Genomic DNA, 20,170 nt, shown 5'->3' on the forward strand with positions numbered 1-20,170 from the left:
GTCAGTACAGCGGGACCCACACACCGAAGAACCAATAACCCCAACCGCCGAACTGCCAGTTGAAGACCGGAACGACAGTGAAGGTGTTGTAGGCGAACGGTCCGAAGTCGGCGCGGGCATATGCCACGTCACGCGGGGGCCCGGCCCATGGGCGGTTCCAGCCGCCCGGAGGCGGCGGCCCGTTCCAGCCACCCGGAGGCGGCGGGCCCTGCCAGTGTGGCGGCGGGTGCCCCGGGGGCGGCCCGTCGTTCCAGCCCCAGCCCCGCGGCGGCGGCGGCGGCGGTGCGCCGTGGCCGACGATGCTGAAGCCGACATCCGCATCCGTGGGACCGCCGATGTCGGCGGTCGCCGTCAGGTAGGTGCCGCGCGGTGCGTAGGGCTGGTGCGGCGGTTGGGTGCTCGGTGCCACCACGGTCCGGGTGGGCCGCTGTCCGGACGGCGACGTAGTTTGGCTGCCCGCCGGCGTCGTGGTTTTTGCGCTCGGCGGCGTGGTGGTTTGTTCGGCCGGCGTTGTGGTGCCTGCGCTCGGCGGCGTCGTGGTTTGTTCGGCCGGCGTCGTCGTACGCGTGGCCGGCGGGGTCGTGGTTTGGCTGGCCGGCGCGGTGGTCGTCGGCGCGCTCGGCGCGGTGGTCTGCGGGCTCGGCTGCGCGGTGGTCTGCGGCGCGGGCGTCGTCCGCGGCGCGGCAGTGGTTGCGGGGGGAGCCGTGGTGGCCGGCGCGGCAGTGGTCTCCGGCGCCTGCGGGCTGTGCGGTCCGCCGCCAGGCCCGCCGGGGCCGCTGTGGCAGTTGCCGCCCGGGCAGGGCGGCGGTGGGTCGAGCGGGAAGGCGCTCGCGAATCCCGGGTTCAACGCGGAGATGCTGAGCCCCGCCGCGAGCGCCATCGCGCTGACACGCTTCTTAGACGACATAGCTGCGTCCCCTCTGAGGCTTGGGCCCCGACGACGTCTGGTTGGCCCGCGTTACGGGCAGGTCAGGTCCATCTCGAATGGCTTGGTTACCGTCTGCGGCTGCTCCGGGTTGGTCATGTCCGTCCCGGTCGCCGTGCCCTTGATGGCGTAGGTCTTGCCGTCCACGGCGGCTCCGGCGTTACTGGCCTGATTCGGCGCGGCGTCGGAGAAACCGAGCGCGACGCCGTTGACGTTGCCCAGCCCGACCGCATGGACGATGGGTGGGTTGGCGTTGCTGATCACCGCTCCAACGCCGGCGGCGGCATCACCGATGCCGATGTTGATGTTGTCACCGGCCGGCGTGCACGTGACCTGGCCAGTGACGTTCTGCTTCTGGCCGTCCACGATGACCTGCGGGCCGGCCGGCGCTGTCGCCGTGCCCGATGCGCCGGTGTTGGACTTGTTGCTCGAACAGCCGACACAGCTTGCGACCACCATGGCCACGCCGGCCGCGCCGATCACGATCCCACGTTTCACCGCCCACTCCTTCGTGTTGCTGGTGCCGCTACCTTCGCGTTCGTTTCCGTCGACACCTAGGGACCCTACCGGGCCGCACAGGTGCGTACGCAAGACATCGGAGCGGCTTGTACCCCGTAGCAAGCGCGGTGAAACCGTAACTTCCCTGGCCGGGAGTTCGGCGCCCGTCAGGGCAGAAGGCGGATTCCCCACTTGCCCAACAACGGCTGCACGAGCGTGAAGTAGGTGTTGTTGTCGTCACCGTCGGGCGAGGACATCAAGATGCCGACGGCACTCACGGTCCCGTCGCCGTTCTTCACGTAGCCGGGACTACCGCTGTCGCCGCCCAGACTGAACACGCTGGCTTCGACCACATCGCCGTCTATCTCGGTGATCGTGCCGCACGTCTCCCCCGTGACCGCCCCCAGCTTGCAGAACGGGGTACCCAGCTTGATTTGGCTGCTGCCCAACACATCTCGCACCGGCATGCCGCCAATGCCACCGGACGGCACACCGACGGCGGGGTTGAGGCGGATGATGGCGGCGTCGCGCTTGTCGCCTTCTTTCTCGCTGACGGTGATCGGGCCCAGCGGGGTGCCCTCGCCGTAGGTCCATACCGAACCGTCGTGCGCGTCGCAATGTCCACTGGTCAGCATGTAGTAGCTGCCATCGTCACCCTGGGCCACGAAACCCGCTGTGCACCTGCTGCTTTCATCTTCGACCTGCACGCCCGGCACGGGCGGCGCCTCTGCCGCAGCCGTATTCGCGAACACGGTCGCTGCCATCGTCATGGCAACGAACAGCCCCAACCCCCGCAACCGCGCTATCACCACGCCGCTCTCCTCTTGTCGGGCGAGGATGCTACCAGCCCGCATTGAACTTGTGGCTGGTCAGAGCGACGGCGGACCGCTCCCAGGTGTTCGCGCCGGCCCGCGCGGTCCCTGAGTGGACGGGTGTAGGAGTCGCTACGGCCGGAGCAGGTAGTGCCGATGCCGCGTTCGCGTCGAGTGATACGTGAGCGCCCAGTCGATGAAATCCTTTACCGGAACGACGAATCCGCTGTGGGCGTCAACCTCGTCGTCGTGATAAGCCGATCGCGGACGCGACCGATCACGTCGATCGATGCCGCGCGCAATGCCGCACACGACCGCCCCGCCGGGGCAATATCGCGGACGTCGACGGGCGAGCCGCAATGGCCGAACCGGCTGCTCAGGGACCGCGCCGCTATCCCGCGTCGACATGGCGGGAGAGGAAATCCAGAACTGCTCCCGCGAAGACGTCGTTGCGGTCGCCGGCGACCATGTGGCCCGCGCCGCGGACGTCGGCGAACTCGACCTGCGGAAAGCGCGCAAGAAATTCCTCGGCACGCTGCTGGCTGACCAGGTCGCTCATTTGGCCCCGAATCAGCAGCATGGGCACACCGCTGCGCAGGATCGCCTCGACGGCAGTGTGCATGCGATCGGCGTCGGTGACTTCGAATGGCGGGAAAGCCGCAGTGCCGCTGATGAATTGGGGATCCCAATGCCAGTACCAACGATCCCCGCGACGGCGCAGGTTGGTGGTCAGGCCTTCCAGATCGGTTGGCCGGGGCCGGTGGGGATTGTATTCGGCGATCGCGTCGGCGACCTCTTCGAGTGAGGCGAACCCCGACTCCACCCGGTCCGACATGAAGTTGTGAATTCGATCCGCGCCCGATTGCTCCATGTTGGGCACGATGTCGACGAGAACGACGGCACTGGCGATGCCGGGCGAAAGCTCGCCCGCCAGGAGCATCGAGGTGAATCCACCCAGAGAGGCGCCCACCAGCACCGGTTTCTCCGGCAGGCCGCGCAGCACCTCCAGGACATCGCTGGCAAAGCTGACCACGCGATAGTCGCCTTCGCTGGACCAGTCGGATTCGCCGTGGCCCCGCAAATCGATCGTGACCGCTTGCCAGCCGCGTCCGGCGACCGCGGCAGCCGCCCGCCCCCACGAACGTCGGGTCTGCCCGCCGCCGTGCAAGAACACCACGGCCCGCGAAAGTGGATCGCCCTGGCGGTCGGCGACAATGCGAACGCCGCCCCTCCCTGACGTGGAGAACTGTTCAGGAGCCGTCGTCATCAGAAGATCGTAGGACGACCTCGATCAGTGGTTGCCACCTGGGGAATCATCTTCGCCCCGAAAGAACTTGGTGATCCGTCCAACGACTCGGCCCAAGGGGCTTCCGGCTCGCTGGGCTTCCTTGATCCGGTCGTGGGTTTGCTTTCCTTCTTTGGCGTAATCGTTGACGGTTTCGTCGCCTTCTTCTGCGCGCATGCGTACCTCCATTTAGTGGCGAGCCGCGTCGTGTGTCGACGCGTGACGATCGGGCCGATCTGTCGAGCCAGTCGCGAACGCGGTGCCGGCGTGAGCCGGTCCGGCATTGCGCCGAGTTTTCACACCCCTGATCGGTTCAACGTTGTCTACCCGCCGGGACGGTGTATCAAAACGGCGCGCTTTCGCCGTGCCGCCGTTCGCCTCGGCAAATTCGGCGAGCGGGCAGACCCGTTGGCCGTGGCGGTCTTCATCGCTTGCTCACCCGCCCCGAAAACAGCTCCACCGCAAGAAGTTTCATCGCCAACAAGACGCTGGCGAACCTGACGGAAGGTCCGGAATGCTCAGGATACGTGCCCCTTGCTGGCCTTGATCGGTGCGCTGCTGGGCGGCAGGTTGAGCAGACTGCCTCCCAGGCTGCCCCGCGTGGTGCGGACGGCCACCAATAACCAGGTGAACAGCAGGCCGGCGTAGGCGATGGCCGCGGCCACCCTGAAAGCGGGCAGGTGGGTGTGGACGGCAAGTTGCGAAGTGCCGGTCACGAAGGTGCCGACCGGGAACGTCAGGCTCCACCACGTCAAGGCGAACGGCATCCCATGTCGCAACGTACGCACGGTGAGCGCGGCGGCCAGCGCGATCCACAACACGGCGAAGCCCCACACCGGAACTCCGTACAGAATGGCGAACGCATTCATGTCCTCGGCCACGTCATGGTCGATGGACCCGTGCAACGCTGCCGTCCCGAGAAGTCCTGCGGCCGTGATCGATTGGCCAAGCGGACCCAACACGATCCACAGCGTCGGCACCCGTGCGGTGCCCGAGGTGCCGTACAGCACCAGTCGGCTCCAGATCATCGCGACGATGTTCAACGAGGCCAGCAACGACAACCCGAACATCGCATAGCAGCCGTAAAGCATGGTCTGACGGCCGGAGCCCGCGGCGATGTGCGGCAGCAGCAGCGCCCCCGTCGCCGCGGTCACCATCGGCGGAACGACGGGCATCAGCCAGCCGCCGAAGGCCGCGTCGGGTTCGACGTCGTGCTGGGTGAACATCAGAAACGGAATGGTGACCGCGGTGAACACCCCGCCGAGGGTCCCCGCGGTCCACAGCACCCAGTCCAGGTCGACGGCAATACGCTCGCCGATCAGATCCCTGCCAACCACTATGGCTCCGCCGCCGACGGTCATCAGCGCCATCGGCGCGGCCCCGTAGAAATGGGCCATCTGTGGATTGCGTGCATGCCCGCGCGCCACCGTCGGGTGGAGTAGCCAGTGACCGCCAACCAGTACGATCAGGACCGCCAACAGCACGGCGGCGATCACCCACACCACTCCCGCAAAAGCGCGCAACCCCACCACGTGCAACGGCAAGGTGGCCCCGCCGATAGCAACGATTCCCGTTCCCATTACCGACGCAAACCAGTTGGGCCCGACGTTGCCGAGCACCTCGACCCGAGTGCGCGACGGCCGCGGGTTGTCGGAGGTTGCACGCGTCATAGCTGTGAGACCCTACTTCCCCGGGATTACTCGACGTTGCGCTTACACTCCATCGCGTGACGTATTCCGTGCAAACGAGGCACATCGTGAACAAAGTTCCAGTCTTGGTCGCGATCATCGTCATGCTGGCAATCGCTGTACTCGCGCTGCCAACCAAGCAACGATGCGGCGCCCCGGGCCTCACCTGTGCCACGACATTGGATAAGCAAGGCTACGTTCACTATTACTACGAGGTTGAACCGCTCGGCATATACCTCGCAGAAATCGTCAGCGGTTCGAATATTCGGCTCTTCTACCAATCGGGTGAAGATCTCGAAAAGGTGCGCTAATTGTTCGGCCGCAACAGCTTTCGTTAACCGTGGCAGATTTGCAATGCCTAAGTCACCGGCTCGCTGGGCGGCGCGCCCCGCCGAGATGGATTCACGGAGTCTTTCTCGATCCCGAATTTCGTTGGATTCACCGTCATCTCGACGATGTCAGGTGCCGTCCGTCTGCGGGTCCGTCCGGGTGTCGGCGCCGGCGCTTCGGGTGTTGCGGAGCGCCGAGTCGCCGCTGCCCGGCTGTTGGTTCAGCACGGCGAACGGCGTGCCGTCGTCGGCGAGACTGTAAATCACTTGGTCGCTGGGCGACGGAGGTAGGGATTGGGCGAAGTGCACCGCAATCCACAAGACGTTGGCCCGGGGATGGGTGACACCGAACCAGGCCACGGTGACCCCGGCGGCGGGTTGGGCGTCGACTGCGCCTGGCAAACAAGTCGGGCCGGCAGATGTGACCAATCGTCGCGCGTCGGCCGTACCCGGTTATAAAGCCCGACGACCACCACGGCCGCCAACAAGGGGAGCGGAATTACCGTCCGCAGACCTGGTGCGATCGTCTGCCATACCTACCGTAAGCCGTGCTCAGGCGCCCGCTGATCGGCATTGTCTCCGCCCGGTGACGAATCGGGATCGATCTCGTCGGCCATGTTCTCCTCCTGAGACCTGCCCGCGACGCTTCCGGACCCCGAACTCGGCGCCATTTGGCCAAAACATGCTGGTAGCGGAAAGATTGCGGTCGGCGATTCGGGCGATTCCCGAGGGTGAGGAGGGCCACCGTGACGTATCCCGGGTCGGCGTGCTGGGGGGCTTCACAGCAAGCTACCGCATACTTGACCGCATGCTTTTCGCGTCATCACCGCAAACCGCCGAGGCGGTGTCGAGTGGTGCGCGACTGAAGGGTCGAGGTTTCTGATGGCACGCTCCGGCGGCGCGCATCGCCGTCATCGAGCGGTTCGCCCACCGTCGCCGCTCCGCCGAGGGGTGACGCGGGCGTTCATGACCCTGGTGTCCACGGCCGCGGTGCTGATGACCGGGGCGGGCTACTACGTGGCGCACGGCGCGCTGGGCGGCATCACCGTCTCGCAAGCCCTGAGCCCCGATGATCCGCGATCCAGTGGCGACAACATGAACATCCTGCTGATCGGCCTGGACTCACGAAAAGACCAGGAGGGCAACGACCTTCCCAATTCGATTCTGAAGCAGCTGCACGCGGGCGACTCCGATGACGGCGGGTACAACACCAACACGCTGATACTCGTGCACGTCGGGGCGGACAACAAAGTGGTCGCCTTCTCAATCCCCCGCGACGACTGGGTGCCGTTCACCGGCGTGCCGGGATACAACCACATCAAGATCAAGGAGGCGTACGGGCTGACCAAGCAATACGTCGCCCAAAAGCTCGTCAACCAGGGCGTGAGCAGCCAAAAAGAACTCGAGACAAAAGGCCGCGAAGCCGCCCGGGCCGCGACCTTGCGCGCGGTGCGCAGCCTGACCGGGGTACCGATCGACTACTTCGCCGAGGTCAATCTGGCCGGCTTTTACGATCTCGCGCAGAGCCTGGGCGGGGTCAACGTGTGCCTCAATCACGCCGTCTACGACTCCTATTCCGGCGCCGATTTCCCCGCCGGGCCGCAGCGCCTGGACGCCTCGGAGGCGCTGGCCTTCGTCCGGCAACGTCACGGCCTCGACAACGGCGACCTGGACCGCACCCATCGCCAACAAGCCTTCATTTCGTCGGTCATGCGGGAGCTACAGGATTCGGGCACCTTCACCAATCTGGACAAGATGAAGAGCCTGATGGCGGTGGCTCGCAAAGACGTCGTGCTGTCGGCCGGCTGGAACGAGGACATGTTCCGCCGAATGGGTGAGATCGCCGGCAGCGCGACGGCAAATCAGGTCGAATTCCGGACGCTGCCGGTGGTCCGCTACGACAACATCAACGGCCAAGACGTCAACATCATCGACCCGGCCGCGATCAAGGCCGAGGTGGCGTCGGCGATCGGCGTCGACTCCTCGACAAGCTCGTCGCCGACGACGGCCGCCAAACCGAATCCGTCCACTGCCGTCGACGTGGTCAACGCCGGCAGCATGAGCGGCCTTGCCAGCCAGGTGTCTCGCGCGCTGAAAAAGTATGGCTACACCTCGGTTCAGGCGCGTGACCGCGACTCCGGCGACCCGAGCACCAGCACCATCCAGTACGGCGTGGGCGCCGAAACCGACGCCCGCAACATCGCTGGCCTGCTCGGCATGGACACGCCAAACCAGCCTGATTCCAGCATGCAGCCCGGACACATCCGCGTGACCGTCGATAACAACTACGCGATGCCGACGCTGGACGAATCCATCGACGATTCCTCCTCGTCGTCGTCCAGCACGACGACGTCGAGCAAGAGCAGCAGTTATCCGGGTTCCGGCTACGGCACCAGCACCGACCCGACACCCGATCAGGGCAAGCCGATCGACGGCGGCGGGGTGCCGTGCGTTAACTAGCGGCCAGGCACGTCTCAGGCGTGCGTGCCGCCGTCCATCCGAATTTCGGTGCCGGTGATCCAGGCGCCGTCGTCGGACACCAGCATGGCGATCACACCGGCGACCGCATTGGGTTCGGCCATCCCCGCCCCGCTGGATTCCGTTGTGGTGGGCAGGATCGGCATCAGCCGCGGAAACAGCGACCAGTCCGCGTCTTTCGGGATGTATCCGCCGGTGGCATCGGTGATCCCGGACTTGATGCTGCCCGGTGCGACGCACGCCGCGCGCAGACCGTCCTTGGCATATTCCAGCGCCAAGGAGTGGGTGAACGCCTGGATTCCACCCTTGCTCGCGGCGTAGGCGGCCATGTACGGGTGGGCAAACGACGCCGACGTCGAGCTGAAGTTCACGATCGCGCTGCGCGGATTCGCCAGCAGCGCCGGCAGCGCTTCCCGTACTACCAGAAAAGTACCGGTCAGGTTGACGTTGATGATCTGATTCCACTGGTCGAGGCTGGTTTGGTGGGTATGCCAGGCACGCAAAATCCCGGCCGCGTTGACCAGCGAATCCAGGCCACCGAGCTTCTCGACGGCCGAACTGACACCGTCGATCACCGAATCCTCGCTGCCGACGTCGATCGGCGTCGTGGTGAGCCGCTGCGCCGTCGCTTCCTCCTCGGCACGGGCCTGGGTGGCGCTCAGACCATCGGCCGAGATATCGGCGGCCACCACGCTGGCGCCTTCGCCCAGCAACCGCAACGCGGTCGCCCGGCCGATCCCCGAAGCGCCGCCCGTCACCAGGATCCGCTGGCCGTCAAGTCTTTTCATGGTTTGGCGACCACTCCGCGCAGCGCGTCGGCGCCGAACATCTGCACCATCATGGATGAGTAGTCCGGGCCCCGGCGCAGGATGTGACCGCCGTCGACGTTGATGCACTGCCCGGTAATCCACTGCGCCGCGTCACTGAGCAGGAACATGGCCAGGTTGGCGACGTCCTCGACCTCACCCACACGCGGCAGCGGGGTGCAGAGAGCGTAGTCGGCGCTGATCTCCGGCGACTGAATGACGCTTGCATCAACAAGATCGGTGCGAATCAGCCCCGGTCGGACGCTGTTGACCCGCACCCACGACGGCCCGAGTTCGTCGGCGGCCAGCATCATCATGTGATCGATGGCCGATTTGGTGACGCCGTAGGGCCCGAACCAGCGGTGCGTGTTGCTGGCCGCGATCGAGGAGATCCCCACGAACGAGCCGCCACCGCCGCGCACCAGTTCACGCCCGACGTGCTTGAGCACGTACATGGTGCCGTTGATGTTGAGGTCGACGGTGTTTCGCCACGCCTCCGAGTCGGTGTGGGTGATCGGTCCGACGGTCAGCGAGCCGCCCGCGCAGTGCACCGCACCATCCAGCTTGCCGTGCCACGCCGTTGCGGCGTCGACAGCACGGGTGACCTCGTCCTCATTGGTGACGTCGGCGGGCTCGTAGCGGATCGCGCCGCCGTTACCGGCGCTGTCGGCGAGCGCCCGGACCTCCTCGACGGCGCCCGCCAGGCGGTCGGCGTTGCGCCCGACGATCATGACCGAGGCCCCGGCCACAACCAGCCCCGCGGCCACGCCCTTGCCGATTCCACTGCCGCCACCGGTGATCAAATACGTCCGGTCTTCGAAAGATAGCTGCACGCGAGGCCCTCTCAAACTGGAACAGGTTCTAGCTATAGAACCATGTGACCCCCGCCACGATCATCGCTGCCCCCGCCGAATTGGCCTTGCTCGGAAGCGGGCGATCGAGCGGCCGGTGCTACGGCGTATCGCGGCGAGCCACCTTGGTCGGCTTCGCGTTGCGCCAGTCCTCGACATGCGGCGGCTGGCCGACCGGCCACCTGTTCTCGTTGAACGCCGCCCAGTGCGCATGCCCCAACAGATGAACGTGGAACGCGTGCCGAAGCGCCTCGGTGTAACCCATCGCGTCGGAGGCGGCGTTGACCGAATCCTTGATCAGCAGCGACGCCATGGTCGGTCGCTCGGCGATGCGCCGCGCGAATTCCAGTGTCTTTTGCTCTAATTCGTCGAGCGGGAAAACCTTGGACACCATGCCCAGCCGGTACGCCTCGTCAGCGTCCACCGAATCACCGGTCAACAAAAGCTCTTTGGCCTTGCGTGGCCCGAATTCCCAAGGGTGAGCGTAGTATTCGACACCCGGCATCCCCAGCCGGACCGCGACCACGTCGCTGAACTTCGCGTTGTCGGCCGCGACGATCAGATCGCAGGCCCAGATCAACATCAGGCCGGCCGAGATCGCGTTACCCTGCACCTGGGCGATCGTGATCTTGCGCAGATCACGCCAGCGACAAGTGTTTTCGAAGAAGTAGTGCCACTCCTGGTGATACAGCTTCTCCATGATCGGCTCGAGCGTCGCGCCCCGCGAGCGGAAACTCGGATGCTGCCCCGGTCCGGGTGCACGCTCCGCCAGGGCCTGCTCGGAGCCCAGGTCGTGGCCGGCGGAGAAGTTCTTGCCGCGCGCCGCCAGGATCACCACGCGAACGGTGTCGTCGGCCTCGGCACGACCGAATGCTTCGTCGAGCGCAACCAGCAGCCCGCGACTCTGCGCGTTGTGGGCGTCGGGGCGGTTAAGCCAAATCCGCGCGATGCGGCCCTCATCGAGGGTTTCATAGGCCACCAGCTCGTTGGCGCTGGCGTTGCCCGCCGCAGCGTCGGCTTGCTCGGACACTGTCATTCCGCCCACCTCGTTCGTCGTTGAATCCGCCTTGTTTACACATTACGGCGAGTGTGTAAGCGAAGCCGAGTTGGGTTGTGCCGGCTGAATTACGGCTGGTCGAGTGCGGCGGCGAGCAGCGCGGCGGCGGATTTGAGCAGGCCCAGCGAGCGGGCAAGTTCCGCGTTCTCTTGCTTCAATCGATCGAGTTCGGAGGAGCCTTCGGAGGCGACGGCCGCGGTGGCCTCGCTCCGGCGGGTCCGCTCGTGGACGGTTTCGGTCAACGTATTGCCGAGCGTGTCGGTGACTGCCCGAATCGCCATCCGCTCCATGTCATGTCGCCCATGGACCGCGGCGACAGCCCGCGTCTCCTCGAGGTGCGCGGACCCGTTGACCGCGGCCGGCCGCGGCACGGCCCTCAACTGCTGGCGCGCCACCTGCCCGGGTGCGGCCTCCGCGCCGGAGGCGACCGCGTGCGGCTGCTCCAGCAGGTGGTGCAGTTCGGCCTCCTGCTGTTCGAGCTCCGACTCCCGCTCGGCTAGCTGGGATTCCTGCTGCTCTAGCTCGGCTTCGTGCTGGCGAAGATCGGACTCCCACTGGTTGAGATCGGCTTCCCGACGGCGCAGCTCGGACTCCCGCTGAGCGAGCTGGGCTTCATGCTGCGCGACTTCAGCCTCGTGCTGGGCGAACTGGGCCTCACGCTGCGCAACCTGGGCTTCCCGATAGCGAAGCTGGGCGACCTGCTGGGGAAGCGGCGTTCCCCGGTGGGCGAGCTGGCTCTCCTGGTGGCGGATCTGGTCTTCGTGCTTGCGAATTTCGACTTCGTGCCTGCGGACTTCGGCCTCGTGCTCGTGCAGAATGGCTTCCCGCTGGGCGAGCTCGGCTTCCCGCTTCTTGAGCCCCCCGTCGCGGTTGCGCAGCTCGGCGTTGCGGTGGCGCAACTCGGCGTCTTCCTCGATGTGGCGAGTCAGCTCTTGCTCGACCAGGTCGATGAACAGATCGACTTCCTGCTCGCTGTAGCCACGCTTACCAATGCGCGCCCTGGAGAACGCCACATTGTGAACATCGGCCGGCGTGAGAGCCATTGTTCTTCTCCCGAAGTCATCGACGTCAGCGCAACGCCAATATGTGGTGCGCTGCGGCTTAGAATAATGCCTTTGTCGCGATGGCATCCTGGTTTGCCTTTGAACAACTGGACATCAGTCAGTAGACAGACAGGTAAGACGCACAGCGGTTACCGCGAAGCGACCAGCCAGACCACCGCACAGCCGCGTCTTTCCACGTCGCAACCCTAACCGGGGAGCGCGTTGGCCCACCTCGGGGCCTTACTCGACCGTCGTGTGCGGCCCGCCCGAACCTCCCCGGACACCCGGCGCCGGGGCCACCGCGAACGTTCGCCGGGACACCGCGCGAAATCGCCTCCCGGAATCTGCTGAATGCGTATCTTCTGATTTAAATCCGGGACTTTGCTTGGCCACCAGGCGCAACGCCGACGACCGAATCTCAGCTGAGAAGAATTCGGATTGTTAACAATCCAACTTATTTGCGTGAACAAACGGCTGCGCAAAGGTTTCGGCCAGGTGAGCGACCGGGGTAAACCGCGTTTCGCGGTCGAGACGACCCCGCACCGCCCCGGACAGCTGCGGGCGAATATCGGAGTCGCATAGAGTTGTCCCATGCCTACAAAATCTGACCCTGGCGAAATCGGCGATGTCGAGCCGCTGGCCGACAGCACCGCCAACCAGGCCAGGCGCGTCGTCGCCGCCTACGCGAACGACGCCGACGAGTGCCGCGTTTTCTTGTCCATGCTCGGTATTGGACCGGCGAAACTCGACGCTTAAATGGCTCCCCGGGGCAGCCAGAGCTCGAAGACCGCAGACTTCGGGAATGCCGACTTTGTGGTGGTCGCCAATCGCCTGCCGGTTGACTTGGAACGGCTGCCCGACGGCACCACGACCTGGAAACGCAGCCCGGGGGGATTGGTCACGGCCTTGGAGCCGTTGCTTCGCCGCCGCAGCGGGGCCTGGGTCGGCTGGCCGGGCTTGGTATCCGGGCAAGTCGACGACGAGATCGACGTCGACGACGAGCCCATCGCTCAAGATGACCTGCAGCTTTTCCCGGTGCGCCTGTCCGCCGACGACGTCGCCCAGTACTACGAGGGTTTCTCGAACGCCACGCTGTGGCCGCTGTATCACGACGTCATCGTCAAGCCGATCTACCACCGCGAATGGTGGGATCGCTACGTCGAGGTCAACCAGCGCTTCGCCGAAGCCACCTCCCGCGCGGCCGCCCGCGGCGCGACGGTATGGGTCCAGGACTACCAATTGCAGTTGGTCCCGACAATGCTGCGCACCCTGCGGCCCGACCTGACCATCGGCTTCTTCCTGCACATCCCGTTCCCCCCGGTCGAGCTGTTCATGCAGCTGCCGTGGCGCACCGAGATCATCGAGGGCTTGCTCGGTGCCGACCTGGTCGGGTTTCATCTGGTCGGCGGCGCACAGAATTTCCTGTTCCTGTCCCGGCAACTGGTGGGCGCCAACACCTCCCGTGGAGCCGTCGGCGTGCGGTCGCGGTTCGGTGAGGTCGAGCTGACGGATCGCAGGGTTCGGGTGGGTGCCTTTCCCATCTCCATCGACTCGGGCGCTCTCGACCAGACGGCACGGCATCGCGACATCCGGCGCCACGCGAAAGAAATCCGTGCGGAGTTGGGCAACCCACGCAAGATCCTGCTCGGCGTCGACCGCCTCGACTACACGAAGGGCATCGACGTTCGGCTGAAAGCCTTTTCGGAACTGCTCGCCGAAGGGCGCATCAAACGCGACGACACGGTGCTGATCCAGCTGGCCACACCGAGCCGCGAACGCGTGGAGAGCTACCAGATTCTGCGCAACGACATCGAACGCGAAGTCGGCCACATCAACGGCGAATACGCCGAAGTCGGCCACCCGGTGGTGCATTACATCCATCGCGCGGTTGCCCGCGACGAGCTCATCGCGTTCTTCGTGGCCAGCGACGTCATGCTGGTCACCCCGCTGCGGGACGGGATGAACCTGGTGGCCAAGGAGTACGTCGCCTGCCGCAGTGATCTCGGCGGTGCACTCGTTCTATCCGAATTCACCGGCGCCGCAACCGAACTACGGCAGGCCTACCTGGTGAACCCACACGACCTCGAGGGCGTCAAGGACGCGATCGAGGCAGCGCTCAACCAGTCGGCTGACGAAGGGCGCCGCCGGATGCGATCCTTGCGACGCCAGGTTCTTGCTCATAACGTGGACCGCTGGGCACGGTCGTTCCTCGATGCCCTCGCCGAGGCGCATCCGCCGGGCGCGAATTAGCGGCGGCAGACCCATGGTGTTGCCATCAAAGCGCTGTGATACTCAATGCAGCGTGCAGGGAAGGCCCGAAGGGAGGGCACAGTGAAAATCCGTCGCGCGCTGGCCGCTGGAGCCGGCGTCTTCTCAGCAGTGGCAATCGGAATCGCGCTGGAGTCTGGCGAGCCGGCGCTTGCGGTCGGACCGCCGCCGGACGGCACCTACACCTACAACGAGGCCGGTGTCTCGGGGGTGACCTGGACCGTCACGACGCTGTGCGATCAAGTAAACGGAAGCCGCTACTACAAGGACTATTCCAACCCGGATATTCAGGCGGATTTTTGTGCGCTCAACATAGTGAGCTCGACCAACCAACGGATCACCCGGCAAGACAAGCTGCAGAACTACAGCGGGCGCGCCCGACTGGTGAGCCAACGTTGGACCTTCAAAGTAGATGTGGCCGACGGCCTTTCCTGCCCGGGCGGCGGCACCGGGCCGTCGACGGACACCTACGCATTCGACGACGGGTCGCTCACCGGCACGCACACCAGTTTGCACGGTGCCGTATGTGGCCTCGAACCGGCGATGAGCAAGCAACCGTTCTCGCTGGTACTCAACGGGCCTCCGCCCAGTCCCATCCAGCGGTATCCGTTGCAATGCAACGACCTTGCAATGTGCTTCTAGAAGGGCTTCGGTCTGCGACTAGATCGGCGTGATGTAAGCGATCAGCCATTTGTCGCCGATCCGCTTGAAGTCCACCCGTAATCGGCTGCCGTCATAGAGCGGCTGCCGCGTCTTGTCCGTCACCGTACGGTTCAGGTAAACCATCACCGACGCCGACTCGCGCTTCGCGGACATGACCCCGACGCCGACCACGTTTGCCTGGACGACCACCTCGCGCTTCTTCGCCTCCGGGATGATCTGCGCATTGGCGCTTTTCTGAAACTCCTGGCGGTAGTCAGGGGTCAGCAGCGGATACGCCGCGGCGAGGCTACGTTCGACGGTCTGATAGTCGTAGGCGAAGACCTCGGGAATCTCCTTGGCAGCCAACTGAGGCAACAGCGCCCGGGCCGTCTGCTCGCCACGAGACTGCACCCGGTCCCAATAGAACCAGCCGGCGGCAGCGGACAACCCGACGATGCCGGCGACCAACAGCCAACCCGCGACCGCCAGCGACCACCGGCGCCACCGCATCAGTTGCCCCCGTCCGGATACTTCAGGTCGTATCCGGTCATCTGCCCCCGCTCGTCCTCATGCACGATGACCCGCAGCCGATACGGCATGGATGGCTTGTGGACTCCGTCGATGTCGGCCACGGTGACGCGCACCGACACCAGAACCGACGCGTTGTCGGTGACTGAATCGATGGCCTCGAGAGCGGCGCCGTTGATGACGGTTTCCGATGTCGCGTTGGTGGAGCGGAACAGGCCTTTGAGGTTCTCGATGTTGTTGTTGGCGCCCAGCATTCCGCGCAGCGGGCCGCTGGTGCCGTTGTAGAACCGGTTCACGCTCTCGTCGATGTTGTCCTGCTTGTAGCTGAACATGTTGACCACAGTCTGCGTGGCGGTGTCGACGAAGCGCTGATCACGGGCTTGCGCCGCTTGGGCGTGCCGATGCTGGACGACCAGGATGGCCAGGCAAGCGGCCAGGCCGCCCAATGCCAACAGCGCGGCGGCTGCCGAGATCCATCTGACCAGGACGCGGTGCGGCTGCCGCCGTGGCGGGGGCTTGACGGCCTTGGGGGTTTTGACGCGCTTGGCCGGGTGCTTCTGCTCGGTTGGGACGTCGGCCTGGACGGTAGTTGCCGCGCCCGACGCACCCTTCGCCGGGCCCGCCGGACGCGATGCCCGCCGGCGAACGCGTTGCGTCGAGGATCGCTCCTCATCAACGGGAGAAGCCACTACATCGGCCTTGGATCAAGCATGAGGTCCACCCAATTCTCGGCGCTGGAAGCGCCGTTCGCGCCGGACGCGAAAATACCAGTGCCGCCTGCCGGGTCCCTGAAGGCTCCGGTGGTTTGGTCGTAGGTGGTGTAGGCCGGGCCGCTGGCCTGCGGTTGCGGGCCGGCCGGCGGTGGCGGCAGCCACTTCGGATACGGGATCTGCGGCGGCACCGGCGGGACTCCTGGCGGCATCCACGACGGGTTGCCCGGCGGCGGCCCGCTGTCGTTGGGTGGCGGCGGGTCGAACGCCGGCTGACGCGGCACCGGCCCGGGACCGGGCACTACGCCGGGTGGGGGCGGCCCCGCGATGGGTACACCCGGATCAGGATCAGCGCCCGGTGGGATATACGGAAACTTGTTGGGCGGCAGCGTGTTCAGGCCATTTGTTTCCGGCGTGTTGTACGGAACCGGCGGCCCGCGCCAGGGATTGCGACCAACCGGCACATAGCCTTTCGGGTCACGACACAGCTCAATCGTCGGTGCCCGTTTGCCGGGGAATTCCTGGCACGGATAGTTCCGGGCGCCGCGCACGGTACTGGGATCGTTCTGAGCGACCTTGCAGTACATGTCCCTCGGGAGCTCACGCACCGTCTCATCGGCAGGTGTCCGCATCAACGGCGGCGGCAGGAAACCTACCGCACACGGCGGCGGGTCGTTGAGGTCGAGCTTGAAGTCCAGCTTGCCGCCCTCGTCGAGAGGAGGACCACCCGCCATCGTGATGATCGCGGCGAACAAGGCCGGCAGAACCACCAGCAGTTGTTCGATCGACTTGTGGTAGATCACGCCGACCCGGCCCAGGTTCGCCAGGCTGGCGGCCAGCGCCGGGAAAGAGGGGCGGATACCGGAGAACGCGGTACTGGCCTCGTCCGCCGCGCCGGGGGCGTTCGCCAACGTCGAGCGAAGCTGCGGGTCGGCCTGGTGCACCTCAGAGGTGAACCGCGCCAGCCCATCTGACAGCGACTTGATATCAGCGCCGGCACGAATCTGGGATTCCAGGAACGGACCCGCCTGGTCGATCAGCTGTGCGACTTGCGGATAGTTGGTGTTGGCCTCGTCGACCAGCAACCGGGCCGACTCGATCAACCGGGCCAGCTCGGGTCCGGAGCCGTTGGCGGCGATGAACGTCTCGTGTAGCAGTTCCTTCAACCGGGTGTCGCCGAGGCTGTTGACCAGCGTCTCCGCCCGCTTCAGCAAGTCGGCGACATCTTGACCGATCCGGGTGTTCGCCCGATCGATCCGAGATCCGTTGTGCAACTTGGCCGATGCCGGATGACTTGGCGGCACCAGGTCGATGTACTGCTCACCGACGGCCGACACACTCTTGACGGTGGCGGTGACGTTCGACGGGATGGGTGTGCCGCTGTTGAGTCGCATTCCGGCGGTAACGCCGCTGGAATTCAAGGTCACTGACTCGACTCGGCCGACCGCGACGCCACGGTAGGTGACGTTGCCGTTCTTGTACAGACCGCCTCCGGCGACGAAGTCGGCTGTCACTGCGTAGGTCCCGATGCCGAACGTAGCCGGCAGCCGCAGGTAGTAAATCGACATGATGATCAGCGTGATGGCGGTGATCACCGCGAATATGGCGAGCTGAATTTTGGTCAGTCTGTCTATCATCTGCGCCGCCCCTTATTGTCCGGACGCCGTACCGGGCGGAATCTTGAACGGATCGGCCGCCTGTCCAGACAGGTTGGCCAGTTCGCCGGTCAAGAAGTCGGGCGCGTTGAGAATCTCACCCATGTGCATCATGTTGGGATCAAGTGCATACGAGGTGGTGAAGAATGTCTCACCGATCCGGCGCAAGGTGAGGTCGAAGGTGGTGAACACGTTGAGGTAGTCGCCACGCACGGCCTGTTTGATGCCGTAGTTGGGGAAGGGGAACGTCAACAATATCTGCAGCGAGGTGACCAAATTCTTCCGGTTGTCGTTGAGGGCTTTCACGACCGAATACAGGGCCTTGAGGTCTTCGGCGAAGTCCACCTTGGTTTTTGACAACACGTTCGAGGTCACCGTCGCGAGCTTCTTCAGCGCGGCGAACGCGTCAACGATGTGGTCCCGATTCTTGTTGAGTACGCGCAGCGCTTCAGGCAGCGTGTCCAGCGCCCGGGCCAGGTTGTCCTTGTCGCGCGCCAGCGTCGCGGAGAATCGGTTCAAGCCTTCGGCCGCGTTGATGATGTCGCCGATCTGTCGATTGAGTCCCGCAGTCAGCTCAGACAATCGGGGGATCAGGTCGACGAACTGGCTTTGCCGGCCCGCGAAGGCCTGGTAGGTCTCATCGGTGATCTCGCCCAGCGCACCGATATTGCCCTTGTTGACCACTACACCGAGGGCGGAAAACACTTCTTCGGTGGTGGGAAACCGGCCCGTGTTGGCCTCGGCGATCTTCGACCCGTTCACCAGCCTGCCGGTCGCCGGCTTATCCTTCGGGGCGGCCAAATCGATGTGCAACGAACCCAGCAATGACGTCTGGGCGACCGTCGCGATCGCATTGGCCGGCAACACCACACTTTTCTCCAGCGCCAATTTCACTGCGGCATAGAAGGATCCGTCAGACCGTTGCTCAGCCGAAATACCAGAGACACTGCCGACCGTGACATCGTCGACCATGACCGGTGAGTTCTGCGGCAACGTCGCCACGTCGGGCATTTCGACGGTGATCGTGTAGGCACCACTGCCATGCCCGGCGGTACCGGGCATCGATAGGGAGTTCAGGCCGCCGAACTGACAACCAGCGAGCAGCACGCTGCCCGCCGCCAAAGCACTGCCGCGCAACATGATTCGCCTCATCCGCCTGCCCCCTGGCCGTTCTGCAGCCCGGCCGAAGGCCCCTGGACCGGCGCGGGACCCGGCAGCGGGCCGAACGCGGACCCGGGGGCGGGGCCTGGGGCAGGCGCGGGGTTTCCCGCCGGGGGCCCCGGCTGCGGACCGGCCTGGGGGGCGGTCGGCACCAGCAGGGCTTGCAGATCCGCCGGATTCTGGGTGGGAGCCCGCGGAGCCCCTTGCGCGGGTATCCACGTCAGCTGCGGAATCGGCGTCTGCGCCTTGGCCTCGGTGGCAGGAGTGTCGTAGATGATCTGGCCCTTGTACGCCGTGATCGTGTTGAGCGGGTGGAACATAACCGGCGGATAATTGACCGCCAGCCGGCGCAGCACCGGCCCCAGCCGCTCACGGCAGAGTTCGGCGCGGCGGTAATAGTCAGGTGCTCTCGGCCCGGCGGCGGTTTCGAAGGAACCGCCACAGATAAATTGCACCGGGTTGGCGAATTCAGGTATCGACAACAAGCCGTTCAGCGTGCCCTGCGCCGGGTCATAGATGTTGTAGAAGTTTGCGATACCGGGGCCCGCGACGTGCAGCACCTGCTCGATGTTGTCGCTCTGGTCGCTCAACGTCTTGGCGAAGTCGTTGAGCTGGTTGACGGTATCGACCAACGTCGAGTTGTTTTCGTGCAGGAATCCGCGGATGTCCGAGAGCGCCTTATTGAGAGTGCCGAGCGTCCCGTCGAGATGGCGTGAGCTGTCGGCGAGCACCTGCGATACCGAAGCGACGTTCCCGGCGAACTGCACGATCTGTTCGTTGCTCGCCGACAATGCGTTGACCAGAACCTGCAAGTTCTTGACCGTACCGAAGATGTCGCCGCGTGAATCCCCCAGTCGCCCGGCGATTTGCGAGAGTTCACGCAACGCGTTGTGGAACGACTCACCCTTGCCGTCGAACGTGTCCGCGGCCTGGTTGATGGCCGCGCCCAACGGCCCCTGCATCGATCCGGCCGTCGGACCCAGCGAGACAGCCAGTTGAGTCAGCGCCTCCTTGACCTCGTCCCATTCCACCGGCACCGCGGTGCGGGTCAGGTCGATGCTGCCGCCATCCGGCAGCACCGCTCCGCCGCTGTATGTCGGAGTGAGCTGAATGAAGCGGGCCGACACCAGGTTTGGCGACATGATGACCGCCTTGGCATCCTTCGGGATCTTCACTTCGTCGGAGACCGACATGGTGATCTTGACGTCGGAAGGTCGCGGTTCGATCGAGTCGATCGTGCCTACCGGGACCCCAAGGATGCGGACCTGATCTCCGGGGTACAGCCCGACCGCGGAGGTGAAGTAGCCGACGACTTTTCGGCCACCGCCGTTGGCCGAAGACAGTGCGTACACCCCGCCGATCAGCACCGCGACCAGCGCGATGAGGGTAATGTTGCGCAGCCCCCGGCCGCCGAAAGTCCGCTTAATCATCAAG

At 65.2% G+C, this 20,170-nt stretch carries 21 protein-coding genes; 6 read left to right on the forward strand and 15 right to left on the reverse strand.

All coding sequences use genetic code 11. The annotated features are described in order from the left end of the window. Position 1 precedes the first annotated feature (1 nt). The 4 genes from OK015_RS27090 to OK015_RS27105 form a co-directional block, all read right to left on the reverse strand. Entirely contained in the window at positions 2 to 907 is a 906-nt protein-coding gene (locus OK015_RS27090) for an MAP_0585 family protein (RefSeq protein ID WP_268127850.1), read from the reverse strand. Positions 908 to 958: 51 nt separating this feature from the next. Beyond that, positions 959 to 1,423 (reverse strand): lipoprotein LpqH, encoded by a 465-nt coding sequence (locus OK015_RS27095; RefSeq protein ID WP_268127852.1) that lies wholly within the window; start codon positions 1,421 to 1,423, stop codon positions 959 to 961. A gap of 167 nt (positions 1,424 to 1,590) precedes the next feature. Then, positions 1,591 to 2,277, reverse strand: a complete 687-nt coding sequence (locus tag OK015_RS27100) for a S1 family peptidase (RefSeq protein WP_442791170.1) — start codon at positions 2,275 to 2,277, stop codon at positions 1,591 to 1,593. A 349-nt stretch (positions 2,278 to 2,626) separates the two neighbouring features. Next, positions 2,627 to 3,502, reverse strand: coding sequence for an alpha/beta fold hydrolase (locus OK015_RS27105; protein ID WP_268127856.1), 876 nt, complete (start codon positions 3,500 to 3,502; stop codon positions 2,627 to 2,629). Positions 3,503 to 3,529: 27 nt separating this feature from the next. Here OK015_RS27105 and OK015_RS27110 point away from each other — a divergent pair, with 27 nt between their 5' ends. After that, positions 3,530 to 4,021, forward strand: coding sequence for a hypothetical protein (locus OK015_RS27110; RefSeq protein ID WP_268127858.1), 492 nt, complete (start codon positions 3,530 to 3,532; stop codon positions 4,019 to 4,021). Positions 4,022 to 4,038: 17 nt separating this feature from the next. Here the strand turns inward: OK015_RS27110 and OK015_RS27115 are convergent, their stop codons facing one another. Further along, positions 4,039 to 5,190 (reverse strand): TDT family transporter, encoded by a 1,152-nt coding sequence (locus OK015_RS27115; protein ID WP_268127859.1) that lies wholly within the window; start codon positions 5,188 to 5,190, stop codon positions 4,039 to 4,041. 122 nt (positions 5,191 to 5,312) lie between these two features. Here OK015_RS27115 and OK015_RS27120 point away from each other — a divergent pair, with 122 nt between their 5' ends. Then, entirely contained in the window at positions 5,313 to 5,519 is a 207-nt protein-coding gene (locus tag OK015_RS27120; RefSeq protein WP_442791332.1) for a hypothetical protein, read from the forward strand. A 147-nt stretch (positions 5,520 to 5,666) separates the two neighbouring features. Here OK015_RS27120 and OK015_RS27125 read toward each other — a convergent pair whose 3' ends face one another. Further along, on the reverse strand, positions 5,667 to 5,939 hold the full coding sequence (locus OK015_RS27125; RefSeq protein ID WP_268127861.1) for a hypothetical protein: 273 nt from the start codon (positions 5,937 to 5,939) through the stop codon (positions 5,667 to 5,669). A 480-nt stretch (positions 5,940 to 6,419) separates the two neighbouring features. On the opposite strand from OK015_RS27125, the gene OK015_RS27130 reads away from it, so the two are divergent. Then, on the forward strand, positions 6,420 to 7,997 hold the full coding sequence (locus OK015_RS27130) for an LCP family protein (RefSeq protein ID WP_268127864.1): 1,578 nt from the start codon (positions 6,420 to 6,422) through the stop codon (positions 7,995 to 7,997). A gap of 14 nt (positions 7,998 to 8,011) precedes the next feature. On the opposite strand, the gene OK015_RS27135 is transcribed toward OK015_RS27130, so the two are convergent. The 4 genes from OK015_RS27135 to OK015_RS29135 form a co-directional block, all read right to left on the reverse strand. After that, a complete protein-coding gene (locus tag OK015_RS27135; protein WP_268127866.1) occupies positions 8,012 to 8,803 on the reverse strand; it encodes an SDR family NAD(P)-dependent oxidoreductase in 792 nt (263 codons plus the stop codon). Then, positions 8,800 to 9,654 carry an SDR family oxidoreductase gene (locus OK015_RS27140; protein WP_268127868.1) on the reverse strand — a complete coding sequence of 285 codons (855 nt, stop codon included), beginning with the start codon at positions 9,652 to 9,654 and terminating at the stop codon, positions 8,800 to 8,802. The genes OK015_RS27135 and OK015_RS27140 overlap by 4 nt, the downstream gene beginning before the upstream one ends. A gap of 118 nt (positions 9,655 to 9,772) precedes the next feature. Then, positions 9,773 to 10,708 carry an enoyl-CoA hydratase gene (locus OK015_RS27145; protein ID WP_268127870.1) on the reverse strand — a complete coding sequence of 312 codons (936 nt, stop codon included), beginning with the start codon at positions 10,706 to 10,708 and terminating at the stop codon, positions 9,773 to 9,775. An 89-nt stretch (positions 10,709 to 10,797) separates the two neighbouring features. After that, entirely contained in the window at positions 10,798 to 11,772 is a 975-nt protein-coding gene (locus tag OK015_RS29135; RefSeq protein WP_326498503.1) for a DivIVA domain-containing protein, read from the reverse strand. Between the two features lie 591 nt (positions 11,773 to 12,363). Between OK015_RS29135 and OK015_RS27155 the strand changes: the two genes are divergently transcribed. The 3 genes from OK015_RS27155 to OK015_RS27165 all read left to right on the forward strand — a co-directional run bounded on the left by OK015_RS27155 (position 12,364) and on the right by OK015_RS27165 (position 14,682). After that, complete coding sequence (locus tag OK015_RS27155) at positions 12,364 to 12,528, forward strand: hypothetical protein (RefSeq protein WP_090607062.1); 165 nt, start codon at positions 12,364 to 12,366, stop codon at positions 12,526 to 12,528. Then, on the forward strand, positions 12,529 to 14,022 hold the full coding sequence (locus OK015_RS27160) for an alpha,alpha-trehalose-phosphate synthase (UDP-forming) (protein WP_268127876.1): 1,494 nt from the start codon (positions 12,529 to 12,531) through the stop codon (positions 14,020 to 14,022). An 81-nt stretch (positions 14,023 to 14,103) separates the two neighbouring features. Beyond that, positions 14,104 to 14,682 (forward strand): hypothetical protein, encoded by a 579-nt coding sequence (locus OK015_RS27165; RefSeq protein ID WP_268127878.1) that lies wholly within the window; start codon positions 14,104 to 14,106, stop codon positions 14,680 to 14,682. Between the two features lie 18 nt (positions 14,683 to 14,700). On the opposite strand, the gene OK015_RS27170 is transcribed toward OK015_RS27165, so the two are convergent. Genes OK015_RS27170 through OK015_RS27190 form a run of 5 tightly spaced genes read right to left on the reverse strand, consistent with a single transcriptional unit; the run spans position 14,701 to position 20,166 of the window. Next, positions 14,701 to 15,192 (reverse strand): mammalian cell entry protein, encoded by a 492-nt coding sequence (locus tag OK015_RS27170; RefSeq protein ID WP_268127881.1) that lies wholly within the window; start codon positions 15,190 to 15,192, stop codon positions 14,701 to 14,703. Beyond that, complete coding sequence (locus OK015_RS27175; protein ID WP_268127883.1) at positions 15,192 to 15,899, reverse strand: mammalian cell entry protein; 708 nt, start codon at positions 15,897 to 15,899, stop codon at positions 15,192 to 15,194. The genes OK015_RS27170 and OK015_RS27175 overlap by 1 nt, the downstream gene beginning before the upstream one ends. Then, the gene (locus OK015_RS27180; protein WP_268127884.1) at positions 15,899 to 17,557 is read right to left on the reverse strand and encodes a virulence factor Mce family protein; all 1,659 of its coding nucleotides are present in this window, start codon (positions 17,555 to 17,557) and stop codon (positions 15,899 to 15,901) included. The genes OK015_RS27175 and OK015_RS27180 overlap by 1 nt, the downstream gene beginning before the upstream one ends. A gap of 12 nt (positions 17,558 to 17,569) precedes the next feature. Then, the gene (locus tag OK015_RS27185) at positions 17,570 to 18,727 is read right to left on the reverse strand and encodes a virulence factor Mce family protein (RefSeq protein ID WP_268127886.1); all 1,158 of its coding nucleotides are present in this window, start codon (positions 18,725 to 18,727) and stop codon (positions 17,570 to 17,572) included. After that, positions 18,724 to 20,166 (reverse strand): virulence factor Mce family protein, encoded by a 1,443-nt coding sequence (locus OK015_RS27190; protein WP_268127888.1) that lies wholly within the window; start codon positions 20,164 to 20,166, stop codon positions 18,724 to 18,726. The genes OK015_RS27185 and OK015_RS27190 overlap by 4 nt, the downstream gene beginning before the upstream one ends. Between the last annotated feature and the right edge of the window lie 4 nt (positions 20,167 to 20,170).

The organism is Mycobacterium sp. Aquia_216, from assembly GCF_026723865.1.
Lineage (GTDB): Bacteria > Actinomycetota > Actinomycetes > Mycobacteriales > Mycobacteriaceae > Mycobacterium.

Excerpts from the sequence above, each read along its gene's own strand:
- OK015_RS27120 (WP_442791332.1), top strand. The coding sequence starts at position 5,313 with ATGCTGGCAATCGCTGTACTCGCGCTGCCAACCAAGCAACGATGCGGC.
- OK015_RS27180 (WP_268127884.1), bottom strand. The coding sequence starts at position 17,557 with ATGATAGACAGACTGACCAAAATTCAGCTCGCCATATTCGCGGTGATC.
- OK015_RS27115 (WP_268127859.1), bottom strand. The coding sequence starts at position 5,190 with ATGACGCGTGCAACCTCCGACAACCCGCGGCCGTCGCGCACTCGGGTC.
- OK015_RS27145 (WP_268127870.1), bottom strand. The coding sequence starts at position 10,708 with ATGACAGTGTCCGAGCAAGCCGACGCTGCGGCGGGCAACGCCAGCGCC.
- OK015_RS27160 (WP_268127876.1), top strand. The coding sequence starts at position 12,529 with ATGGCTCCCCGGGGCAGCCAGAGCTCGAAGACCGCAGACTTCGGGAAT.
- OK015_RS27105 (WP_268127856.1), bottom strand. The coding sequence starts at position 3,502 with ATGACGACGGCTCCTGAACAGTTCTCCACGTCAGGGAGGGGCGGCGTT.
- OK015_RS27130 (WP_268127864.1), top strand. The coding sequence starts at position 6,420 with ATGGCACGCTCCGGCGGCGCGCATCGCCGTCATCGAGCGGTTCGCCCA.
- OK015_RS29135 (WP_326498503.1), bottom strand. The coding sequence starts at position 11,772 with ATGGCTCTCACGCCGGCCGATGTTCACAATGTGGCGTTCTCCAGGGCG.
- OK015_RS27135 (WP_268127866.1), bottom strand. The coding sequence starts at position 8,803 with ATGAAAAGACTTGACGGCCAGCGGATCCTGGTGACGGGCGGCGCTTCG.
- OK015_RS27170 (WP_268127881.1), bottom strand. The coding sequence starts at position 15,192 with ATGCGGTGGCGCCGGTGGTCGCTGGCGGTCGCGGGTTGGCTGTTGGTC.
- OK015_RS27100 (WP_442791170.1), bottom strand. The coding sequence starts at position 2,277 with ATGCGGGCTGGTAGCATCCTCGCCCGACAAGAGGAGAGCGGCGTGGTG.
- OK015_RS27155 (WP_090607062.1), top strand. The coding sequence starts at position 12,364 with ATGCCTACAAAATCTGACCCTGGCGAAATCGGCGATGTCGAGCCGCTG.
- OK015_RS27190 (WP_268127888.1), bottom strand. The coding sequence starts at position 20,166 with ATGATTAAGCGGACTTTCGGCGGCCGGGGGCTGCGCAACATTACCCTC.
- OK015_RS27185 (WP_268127886.1), bottom strand. The coding sequence starts at position 18,727 with ATGAGGCGAATCATGTTGCGCGGCAGTGCTTTGGCGGCGGGCAGCGTG.
- OK015_RS27090 (WP_268127850.1), bottom strand. The coding sequence starts at position 907 with ATGTCGTCTAAGAAGCGTGTCAGCGCGATGGCGCTCGCGGCGGGGCTC.